Annotated in this window: 2 protein-coding genes; both read left to right on the top strand. The window is 30.8% G+C overall.

Going from position 1 to position 697, the window contains the following annotated elements; translation table 11 throughout:
* Positions 1-208: hypothetical protein (locus CQA43_RS09610; protein WP_220271605.1), on the top strand; the 208-nt coding region annotated here is incomplete at its 5' end.
* Position 209: 1 nt separating this feature from the next.
* A complete protein-coding gene (locus tag CQA43_RS09355; protein WP_115552322.1) occupies positions 210-665 on the top strand; it encodes a hypothetical protein in 456 nt (151 codons plus the stop codon).
* The last annotated feature ends 32 nt before the right edge of the window (positions 666-697 follow it).

Here is a 697-nt window from a genome sequence, read left to right as displayed (position 1 = left end):
CAGAATGCGAGAGCTTTATAAACAAAGAGGGTTAAAGAATGTTGCGGTTTTTCATAAAGTTGTAGCAGAAGCTCAAGGACAAAACCGCTTTTATAAAGAGCGCTCCAAAGGTGAATTTGAAATTTTATCAAACAATCCTGCAATAAGGGCTATTTTTGAAGAGATTAAGAATACAATTAAAGAAAATTTAGAAAGAGAAAGGAGATAAAATGGCTGGCGATTATGTAAGTGTAAATGTTTATGTTGATTTAGATGAGTTTGACGATTGCGATATATTGGATGAAGTTAAAAACAGAATCTCTAAAAAGAGTTTTTTAGAATCTTTAGTTTGCATTAATGAAGTAAAAGATTTTGATTCCTCTTTAGCGGCAGACTTAAGCAGTATTCATAATTGGAATAATCAAGAAACCGCAAAAGAATTTTTTGAGAGCTTAAGATTTAGCAAATCTCTTAAAGAGTGGATTTTAAAAACATATGGAAAAGAAGAGAGCCTAGAAAAAACCATTAATCTTGAGATTCAAAAGATTGAGGATTCAGGATATACAAAAGGCAAAGTTGAAAATATAGAAATCAATGCACCTTTAGCTTTAATGCAAATAGAGGCTAGAGCTAAATTGTCCGCGTATAAAAAAGTGTTGCAATGTATTTTAGGTGAGGAGGAATAAATTTTTAAGAGATTCTATCTACAAATTAAGAA

The sequence above is a fragment of the Helicobacter ganmani genome, from assembly GCF_003364315.1.
Classification (GTDB): domain Bacteria; phylum Campylobacterota; class Campylobacteria; order Campylobacterales; family Helicobacteraceae; genus Helicobacter_D; species Helicobacter_D ganmani.
Note: the sequence above shows the minus strand (reverse complement) of the source record. Positions and strands in the feature narration are given on the sequence as shown.

Excerpts from the sequence above, each read along its gene's own strand:
- CQA43_RS09355 (WP_115552322.1), top strand. The coding sequence starts at position 210 with ATGGCTGGCGATTATGTAAGTGTAAATGTTTATGTTGATTTAGATGAG.